This window comes from Streptomyces sp. NPDC049687 (assembly GCF_044465285.1).
Classification (GTDB): Bacteria; Actinomycetota; Actinomycetes; order Streptomycetales; family Streptomycetaceae; genus Streptomyces.
This window is the reverse complement of sequence record NZ_JBITLN010000035.1, coordinates 1-8,830: the sequence shown is the minus strand read 5'-3', so window position 1 is coordinate 8,830 and position 8,830 is coordinate 1. Positions and strand designations below refer to the sequence as shown.

Sequence of the window (8,830 nt, the reverse complement as noted above, 5' to 3'; positions counted from 1 at the left end):
TACTGCAGGGGGGACCCTGTGGGAGAGTAGGACACCGCCGAACAATCTTTGGGAAAACCCCCGCACCTTTCGGTGCGGGGGTTTTCTGCGTTTAGAGCTCGTCACAGGATCTTGTTGAAAGGGTGCTGGTGGGGCGCACGATGAGTTGTGGACGCTGATCGAGCCGTTACTGCCTCCGGCCAGGACACCAGCAGGCTGCTTCAGAACGTTGGTACTCTCCGCATCTACGGCGAGGAGGGGAGATGATCGTGGGAACAGAGCCGTCGACTCCTCCGAGCCGCGGGTTGAGAGGAACTGGCTTTGGGGTCCTCTTCGGTGGACTGACCGCAGTGGTGTCCACTGCTGCGATTGGGAATGCATGGGCTGCTTGTGACATCGGCAACGGCGTAACCAATGGCATGACTTTGCTGTTCCTTGCGCCTCTCATATGGATCGCCGCTGCGGTTCCGTGGGTGATCCTGCACAGCACCCTCGGAAGACGTCATCGCAGGACAGCCCTTACTGCAGGGCTCATCTTCACCCTGTGGTTCACCTGGTTCCTTGTCACATGGCTCGGCATGCCGGACTCCTACCCCGCCCCGTTGTGCCCGGGCAACGTCCCACCTTGGTGGCCGAGCTTCATCCCGGCATGACTCCGGCGAAGCCTGTGAACCTTGGCAGCGGCTGCGGGAGCGGCACCCAACTCAACAACGCCCCCCGACAAGCCCCTCCACGCCAGCAAGATCGTGTTACGAGTTCTTAGGGTCTAGACATGCGCTACGAATTGGTGATCTTCGACAACGACGGTGTCCTCGTGGACAGTGAGCCGATCTCCAACCGGCTGCTGGCCGCGTATCTGACCGAGCTGGGGCACCCGACGTCCTACGAGGACTCCATCCGGGACTACATGGGGTCCGCGATGCACCGGGTTCATGATCTTGTTCTGGAGCGGACCGGGGAGCGGTTGCCGGCGGAGTTCGACGATGTCTTCCATCAGCGGGTGTTCGCGGCCTTCGAGAGGGAACTGGAGCCCGTCGCGGGCGTGGTGGACGTGCTCGAGAAGCTGGCAGTGGACGAGGTGCCGTACTGTGTGGCGTCCTCGGGGAGCCATGAGCGGATTCGGGTGGGGCATCGGACGACGGGGCTCGACCGGTGGTTCGACGAGGCGCGCGTCTTCAGTTCTCAGGACGTCGGGAAGGGTAAGCCGGCTCCGGATCTGTTCCTGTACGCGGCCGAGCGGATGGGGGTCGCTCCGCAGCGGTGTGCCGTGGTGGAGGACTCTCCGCTGGGGGTGCGCGCGGCTGTCGCGGCCGGGATGGACGTGTACGGGTTCACCGCGATGACGCCCGCCGAGAAGCTGGTGGGGGCCACTGAACTCTTCGCCGGTATGGGTGAGTTGGCCGGTCTGCTGGCCTGACATTTGTCATGCGAAGCTGCTGACGGCCGTTTCTGTCGGGGGACCCCCGCCGACGGCGAAGCTGGGGGCATGACGACGAACCAGCACGAGACGAAGCAGCACAAGAAGAACGCCTTCGCCCCGCTCATCGTGGATGTGGCGGTGCCGCTCGGGTCGTACTACCTGTTCAAGGGTGCCTTCGGGATGAGCACGTTCGCGGCGCTCGCCTGGAGCAGCGTGGTGCCGGCCGTGCGGACCGTGTGGAGCGTGGCCAAGGAGCGGAAGGTCAACGGGCTCGCCGGGCTCATCCTCGTGGTGAACGTCGTGGGGCTGCTTCTCAGCTTCGTCTCCGGGGACCCGCGGCTGATGCTCGTCAAGGACGGTGCGGTCAGCAGCACGATCGGCATCGGGGTCCTGGTCTCCGTGGCGCTGGGGAAGCCGATGATGACCGCCGGGCTCAAGCCGTTCCTGCTGAAGGGCGACGCGGCCAGGGAGGCCGCCTGGGAGCGGCTGGCCGGTGGCCGGGCGGAGGGTTCCGCTGCCTTCCTGCGCGCTGAACGTGCCTTCTCCGTAGTCTGGGGTGGGGCGTTGCTCGCGGAGTGCGTCCTGAGGGTCGTGGGGGCGTACACGGTGCCGGTGGAGACGATGGTGTGGCTCGGGTCCGTGGTGATGGTGGTCGCGATCGGGGTCGGGATCGTGGTGGGCGGTGGGCTCGCCGCCGAGCCGATGGGGCGCATGATCTCCGCCGAGGTCGAGGCCTGGAGCGGGGCCGAGGAGAAGGTCCAGGAGGGCGTGCGGGAGCGGGCCGTGGCGGGTCTGGCGGCTGTCGGCCGACAAAGCTGAGGGGAATTCATCTTTGGCTGGATCTACCCACGAGTACGCCGGGGCCCTACGCTCGCCGCCATGACAGAAGTGCTGCGGCGCGGTAGGGCCTCTTTGGCGTTCAGCTTCCTCGCGCAGGGGGCCGCGTTCGCCTTGCTCGTGACCCGGATTCCGGCCATCCAGGACCGGTACGGCGTCTCGGACGCCCTGTTGCCCGTCTTCCTCGCGGCCGTGCCCGTGCTGGCCGGTGTCGGGAGCGTGACGACCGAGCAGTTGGTGAAGCGGATACCGGCCAGCCGGCTGTTGCGCTGGTCCCAGCCGGTGGTGCTGCTGGCGCTGCTCGGTGTGGGGGCGGGCGACTCGATGGCGGTGCTGGGGCTCGCCCTGGCCGTCTTCGGGCTTGCCGTGGGGGCGTTGGACGCCTCGATGAACATGCTCGGGGTGAGTCTGCAGCGGACCTACGGACGCAGCATCATGCTGAGTTTCCATGCCGCGTACAGCCTGGGCGGGATTGCGGGGGCCTCGCTGGCGTGGGTGGGGGCGCACTGGCATCTCGCGCTGTGGGTGTCGTATCTGCCGGTCGTCGCGGTGTTGCTGCCGGCCGTGCTGGTGGGGAGTCGGTGGTACGTCGACGGCGATGCCGGGGTGGTGGAGGAGGAGACGCCCGCCGGGGGTGGGGGCCTGGTCTTCAAGCTGCTGCTGCCGCTGTGTCTGGTGATGACCTTCGCCTATATCGGGGACTCGACCGTCTCCAACTGGAGCGCGAAGTATCTGCAGGACGTGCTGGGGAGCTCGGAGCAGCTGGCGACGGTTCCGTACAACGTCTACATGGTGACCACGTTGGTGGGGCGGGCCATCGGGGACTTCGGGGTGCGGCGGTTCGGGGCGGCGGCCGTGGTGCGGCTGGGGGCGCTGGTGGCGGCGGTGGGGTTCGCCGTGGTGGCGGGGGCGCCCGGGGCCTGGGTGGGGATGGGTGGGTTCACGTTGGTCGGGCTGGGGCTGTGTGTGCTGGTGCCGCAGACGTTCGCGGCGGCGGGGAGGTTGTTTCCGGGGGCCTCGGATGCGGCGATCGCCCGGCTCAATGTCTTCAATTACGTCGGGTTTCTGGTGGGGTCGCCGTTGGTGGGGGCGTTGGGGGACGCGTGGAGCTATCGGGGGGCGATGGTGGTGCCGATGGTGTTGGTGCTGGTGACATTGGTGTACGCCCGGTCGTTCGCCGCTCAACCGGACCGATACGGTGGCGGGCATGAGCGGCCGCGCACAGCTGATGTGGGACGAGGCAGTAACGGGCTATGACTTCGGTCCGGAGCATCCGATGGATCCGGTCCGGCTCGAGCTGACCCGGAGGTTGGTGGGTGCCCTGGGGCTCGACCGGGAGGTGGAGGTCGTAGGGGCGAAGCCCGCTGGGGAGTCGACGTTGCGGCTCGTGCACCGGGGGGACTACGTCGAGGCGGTGAAGGCGGCTTCGGCGGATCCGGCGGCGGCGGACGCGGGGTACGGGCTCGGGACGATGGATGATCCCGCGTTCGCGGGAATGCATGAGGTGTCGTCGGTCATCGCCGGGTTGTCGGTGGGGGCCGCGGAGGCGGTGTGGCGGGGGGACGCGCTGCACGCGGTGAACTTCGCGGGTGGGCTGCATCATGCGATGCCCGGGGGTGCGTCGGGGTTCTGCATCTACAACGACGCGTCGTTGGCGATCGCTCGGTTGTTGGAGCTGGGGGCGCGGCGGGTTGCCTATGTGGATGTGGACGTGCATCACGGGGACGGGGTGCAGGCCGCGTTCTGGGAGGACCCGCGGGTGCTGACGATCTCGTTGCACGAGCATCCTCGTACGTTGTTTCCGCAGACCGGGTGGCCGGAGGAGACCGGGGCGGGGGCGGGGGAGGGGGCGGCGGTGAATGTGGCGTTGCCGGCGGGGACCGGGGATGCGGGGTGGTTGCGGGCGTTTCATGCGGTGGTGCCGGAGCTGATCGCTGACTTCCGGCCGGATGTGCTGGTGACCCAGCACGGGGCCGATACGCATTTCGAGGATCCGTTGGCTCATCTCGCCGTGTCGTTGGACGCGCAGCGGGCGGTGCAGGTGGCGTGTCATGAGTTGGCGCATGAGTACGCCGGGGGGAAGTGGGTCGCGTTGGGCGGGGGCGGGTACGCGGTGGTGGATGTGGTGCCGCGGTCGTGGGCGCATCTGGTGGGGATCGTGGCGGGGAGGCCTGTGGCGCCGGAGACGGTGATTCCGGAGAGCTGGCGGCAGGATGTGTTCGCTCGTACGCGGCAGTTGGGACCGGTGCGGATGACGGATGGGCGGTGGCCCGTGGAGTGGGCGGGATGGGAGTCGGGGTACGACCCCGCGGACCGGCTGGATCAGGCTGTGCTGGCCACTCGCCGGGCCGTGTTTCCGCTGCGGGGCCTGTTGGCGTAGGGGTTGAGCGGTCGGGGAGTTCTCGCCCCCGCCGCCCGGGCCCTTCCCAGGGGCCCCGCCCGTCGCCCCCCAGGGCCTCCGCCTCTGGACCTCGGCGGGGTGAGGAGGAGAGGGGGCTTAGGCCGGGAGGGGGGTGTTGGCGGGGTTCGGGGGTGGGTGTGGGGGTGGGGTGTCAGGGTTGTCGGGGTGTTGAGTGACGGTGGGATTCGGGCGTATCTCGTGAGGGCGGGGCTGGCTGGGGTGGTGGGGACAGGGCGGGAGGTGAGTCTGCGCAGTTATCGGGCGTTCGCCGCTCGGGATCCTCGGGTGTTGATCGGGGTGGATCCCCGGGGGGCCTGGGGGGAGCGGGAGTTGGTCGCGTTGATGGCTGCGAAGTGCGGGGTCTCGGCCGATCCCCGGTGTGTTTCCGGGCAGGATGTGATTGATCCCGAGCGGACCGTTGCCGCGCTTGATGCCTTCGGCGAACGGGTGGGGGCGGTTGCCCAGCGTGGTGGGGCCGTGTTGTTCGGGACCGGGCATCCGCATCGGCTGCTCGGCTTCTACGCCGGGCTTGCGGACGCTTTGTCGGCGGTGGGATGTACTGTCCTCACCCCGGCGCAGGGTCGCTGTGTCGACATAACGACCCGGTTCGGTCTACGCACGTGCCAGATCGACTACGTCCGAGGGGTTGGGGTTGTTCGGGGGGACGGCGGTGAACGCGCCGGTTGTGCGACCCCTGTGCACAGTCACTCGCCGCTGCCGGTTCGGGTGGCGCTGGGCGCGGCCCTCGAGGAGGGGTGGCCGTTGCCGGATCTTGTGATCGGGGATCATGGGTGGGTCTGCGGGGCAGGTCAGCTGGGGTTCGAGGCCATCGGGCCGGCCGACACCGACGACCCCGCGGTGTTCGTGGGGGAGGCGGAGGGAGTCGTCTCCGTCGCCGTTCCACTTGAAGACGGTGCGCGGTCCGATTACTACCTGCCGCTGACCCGCTACGTACTCAATCGAGCGTGTCTGTCACAGTAGGCCTGCGATGGGTGCACCTCTTCCCCACTCGCATCACCCGCCCCTACATTGGGGAGTGAGCACGCAACGACGAAGAGTCACCGGAAGGGGAAGCCGGTGGCCGTCGAGTGCGGAAGGTTCAGGTGTGTCATGGCTGGAGCAGGCGAAAGGCCTCTGAACGAGGTTCAGTTCCTTACCGTGGCGGAAGTCGCCTCGGTGATGCGAGTGTCGAAGATGACCGTGTACCGGCTGGTGCACAGCGGTCATCTGCCCGCGATCCGGGTGGGGCGGTCATTCCGCGTCCCCGAGCAAGCGGTACACGAGTACCTCCGCGAGAGTTATGTGGGGGTGGAGACCGCCTGACGGTGGCGGAGGGGTCGGCAACAGCGGTAAAGGGCACCTTCGGACCCCTCCGGCGCCCTCGATTACGACCTCAGCGCTCGGGCGGGTAGGCTGGCCCCTCGTAGGTCGTATGGGCCCATGGCGCCCAAACACCGAGTGATGAGAAGTGAGCGAGGGTAGTCGTGGGCTCTGTTATCAAGAAGCGGCGCAAGCGGATGGCCAAGAAGAAGCACCGCAAGCTGCTCAAGCGCACGCGCGTTCAGCGTCGTAACAAGAAGTAAGGCCAGTCCTTACCGCTTCGCTCGACGCGAGCCGCGGAAGCATGGTGTGGCCCTCCAGCCGGTTCTGCCGGCCGGGGGGCCACACGCATATCCGGGTGATGTGCGGTGGGCTGAACGGCGTGCGTATGTCTGGACGGGCCGCGACGCTGATCTGGTCGTATGACCAAGGGTTCCGGTCACTTCGTGCGTCGGGCGGTCATCACAGCGCAACATCGACCCGATAGGTTGGCCCGCACACGGGGAACGCGGCAGGGTACGAGCAGTGCATCAGTGCGGACGAGAGGAAGGCGCTGGTCTTGGGGAAGGTCGTGCTCGTGACCGGAGTGGCCCGTCAGCTGGGGGGCCGGTTCGTACGACGGATTCAGCGTGACCCGGACGTCGATCGTGTCGTCGGGGTGGACGCCGTGCGGCCCGAGCACCATCTGGGCGGTGCCGAGTTCGTCCAGGCCGACATCCGGCAGCCCACCATCGCGCGCGTGCTGGCCGAGACCGGCGCCGACACGGTCGTACACCTGGACGTGACGGCCACCGCGCTGGGCAGCGGCAGCCGGACCATGGTCAAGGAGACCAACGTCATCGGGACCATGCAGCTGCTCGGCGCCTGTCAGAAGTCGCCCAGTGTGAAGCGGCTGGTGGTCAAGTCCAGTACGAATGTGTATGGGTCCGCTCCCCGGGATCCCGCCGTTTTCACCGAGACCACGTCCGCGAAGTCGCTGCCCAGTGGCGGGTTCGCCAAGGACACGGTGGAGGTGGAGGGATATGTGCGCGGGTTCGCGCGGCGCCGGCCCGATGTCGCCGTGTGCGTGCTGCGTTTCGCCAATATTCTCGGGCCGGCGGCCGAGACTCCGCTCGCCTCGTACTTCGCGCTGCCCGTGCTGCCCACCGTGTTCGGCTACGACCCTCGGCTGCAGTTCGTGCACGAGGACGATGTGATCGAGGTGCTGCGGATCGCCTCGCACGAGCCGGAGCGGGGCACGCTCAACAGCGGCACGTTCAACATCGCCGGTGACGGCGTGCTGCTGCTGTCGCAGTGCTCGCGGCGGCTCGGGCGGCCCACCGTGCCGCTGCTGCTGCCCGCCCTCACCTGGGCGGGGTCGCTGGTGCGGACGCTGGGGATGACAGACTTCTCGCCCGAGCAGATCCGGCTGCTGACCCATGGGCGGGTCGTGTCGACCGCGCAGATGCGCGAGACGCTCGGGTTCAGCCCGAAGTACACGACGGCCGAGACCTTCGCGGACTTCGCCCGCAGCCATGGTCCCGGACTGCTGCCCCCCGAGGCCGTCGCGGACGCCGTCGACCGCATCGCCGCGCTGCCCCGGGCCCGCAGCGGTCACTCCGCGGCCCACTCCCCGACGCCGAGCGCCAACTGAGGAGCGCATCAACGATGGCGGACGCCAAGGTCATTCCGTTCGACGACGACCGGACCCGTGGGGGTGCCGCGGCGCGGCCCCCGCGGCGCCGCGGCGGGGGGAGCCGGCGCACGAACGGCGAGCCCGCACCGGTCCGTGAGATCGGTGAGGCCGGTGAGATCGGAGAGGTCCAGCCCCTGCCCACCAGGGCGATTGCGCAGGATGATGTTCCTGTGACGACAGACGCGCGGGGCGAGGGGGGCCTGGAGCGGCGTATCGCGGGCGGGCTGTCCTTCCTGCGGCGCCGGCTCACGGGGGACTACGAGGTCGACGACTTCGGGTACGACGAGGAGCTCACCGACCAGGTTCTGATGTCGCTGCTGCGGCCGGTGTACGAGAAGTACTTCCGGGTCGAGGTGAAGGGCGTCGAGAACATCCCGGCGGAGGGCGGGGCGCTGATCGTCGCCAACCACTCCGGGACACTGCCGCTGGACGGCCTGATGATGCAGGTGGCCGTCCACGACCACCACCCCGCGGGCCGTCACCTGCGGCTGCTCGCGGCCGACCTGGTGTTCGTGCTGCCGGTGGTCAACGAGCTGGCGCGCAAGCTCGGGCACACCCTCGCCTGCGCGGAGGACGCCGAACGGCTTCTCGGGGCGGGGGAACTGGTCGGGGTGATGCCGGAGGGCTTCAAGGGCATCGGGAAGCCGTTCAGCGAGCGCTACAAGCTCCAGCGGTTCGGGCGGGGCGGCTTTGTGTCGACCGCGCTGCGCCAGGGCGCTCCGATCATCCCCTGCTCGATCGTCGGGGCGGAGGAGATCTACCCGATGATCGGCAACGCGAAGACGCTCGCCCGGGTGCTCGGTTTCCCGTACTTCCCGCTGACGCCGACCTTCCCGTGGCTCGGTCCGCTCGGTGCCGTCCCGTTGCCGACCAAGTGGACGATTCAGTTCGGGGAGCCGATTCCGACGGACGGCTATCCGCCGGAGGCGGCGGAGGACCCGATGCTGATGTTCAACCTGACGGACCAGGTCAGGGAGCAGATCCAGCACACGCTGTACAAGTTGTTGGTGCAGCGGCGGTCGGTGTTCTTCTGACGGAACTCGATAGGGCGATGGGGGCGCCCCTCCTCAAAAAGGAGGGGCGCCCCCATCGCCGTAGTGGTGCTAGGTGTATTGACCCGTGAGGTTGGGGACGCGGCTGGCGGGTGGTTGGCCTTTGAGCGCGGTGTGTCCGCGGTGGTGATTGTAGGTGTGCAGCC

The 8,830-nt window shown here is 68.2% G+C and carries 9 protein-coding genes; all 9 read left to right on the top strand.

What is annotated here, in order from left to right:
* Positions 1-751: 751 nt before the first annotated feature.
* The 9 genes from ACIBVL_RS43125 to ACIBVL_RS43085 all read left to right on the top strand — a co-directional run bounded on the left by ACIBVL_RS43125 (position 752) and on the right by ACIBVL_RS43085 (position 8,666).
* Positions 752-1,396 (top strand): HAD family hydrolase, encoded by a 645-nt coding sequence (locus tag ACIBVL_RS43125; RefSeq protein ID WP_399106749.1) that lies wholly within the window; start codon positions 752-754, stop codon positions 1,394-1,396.
* 69 nt (positions 1,397-1,465) lie between these two features.
* Positions 1,466-2,218, top strand: coding sequence for a VC0807 family protein (locus ACIBVL_RS43120; RefSeq protein WP_399106747.1), 753 nt, complete (start codon positions 1,466-1,468; stop codon positions 2,216-2,218).
* Between the two features lie 60 nt (positions 2,219-2,278).
* A complete protein-coding gene (locus ACIBVL_RS43115; protein ID WP_399106745.1) occupies positions 2,279-3,493 on the top strand; it encodes an MFS transporter in 1,215 nt (404 codons plus the stop codon).
* Positions 3,444-4,616, top strand: a complete 1,173-nt coding sequence (locus tag ACIBVL_RS43110; RefSeq protein WP_399106743.1) for an acetoin utilization protein AcuC — start codon at positions 3,444-3,446, stop codon at positions 4,614-4,616. Before ACIBVL_RS43115 ends, ACIBVL_RS43110 begins: the two co-directional genes overlap by 50 nt.
* Before the next feature lie 186 nt (positions 4,617-4,802).
* Positions 4,803-5,618, top strand: coding sequence for a phosphatase (locus ACIBVL_RS43105; protein ID WP_399106741.1), 816 nt, complete (start codon positions 4,803-4,805; stop codon positions 5,616-5,618).
* Positions 5,619-5,747: 129 nt separating this feature from the next.
* Complete coding sequence (locus tag ACIBVL_RS43100; RefSeq protein ID WP_051781202.1) at positions 5,748-5,960, top strand: helix-turn-helix domain-containing protein; 213 nt, start codon at positions 5,748-5,750, stop codon at positions 5,958-5,960.
* 161 nt (positions 5,961-6,121) lie between these two features.
* Positions 6,122-6,220: a 30S ribosomal protein bS22 gene (locus tag ACIBVL_RS43095; RefSeq protein ID WP_003948845.1), complete on the top strand. Its 99-nt coding sequence runs from the start codon at positions 6,122-6,124 to the stop codon at positions 6,218-6,220.
* 296 nt (positions 6,221-6,516) lie between these two features.
* Positions 6,517-7,590, top strand: coding sequence for an NAD-dependent epimerase/dehydratase family protein (locus ACIBVL_RS43090; RefSeq protein WP_399106738.1), 1,074 nt, complete (start codon positions 6,517-6,519; stop codon positions 7,588-7,590).
* Between the two features lie 14 nt (positions 7,591-7,604).
* Positions 7,605-8,666, top strand: a complete 1,062-nt coding sequence (locus ACIBVL_RS43085) for a lysophospholipid acyltransferase family protein (RefSeq protein WP_399106736.1) — start codon at positions 7,605-7,607, stop codon at positions 8,664-8,666.
* Positions 8,667-8,830: the final 164 nt, after the last annotated feature.

Excerpts from the sequence above, each read along its gene's own strand:
- ACIBVL_RS43125 (WP_399106749.1), top strand. The coding sequence starts at position 752 with ATGCGCTACGAATTGGTGATCTTCGACAACGACGGTGTCCTCGTGGAC.
- ACIBVL_RS43120 (WP_399106747.1), top strand. The coding sequence starts at position 1,466 with ATGACGACGAACCAGCACGAGACGAAGCAGCACAAGAAGAACGCCTTC.
- ACIBVL_RS43115 (WP_399106745.1), top strand. The coding sequence starts at position 2,279 with ATGACAGAAGTGCTGCGGCGCGGTAGGGCCTCTTTGGCGTTCAGCTTC.
- ACIBVL_RS43110 (WP_399106743.1), top strand. The coding sequence starts at position 3,444 with ATGAGCGGCCGCGCACAGCTGATGTGGGACGAGGCAGTAACGGGCTAT.
- ACIBVL_RS43100 (WP_051781202.1), top strand. The coding sequence starts at position 5,748 with ATGGCTGGAGCAGGCGAAAGGCCTCTGAACGAGGTTCAGTTCCTTACC.
- ACIBVL_RS43085 (WP_399106736.1), top strand. The coding sequence starts at position 7,605 with ATGGCGGACGCCAAGGTCATTCCGTTCGACGACGACCGGACCCGTGGG.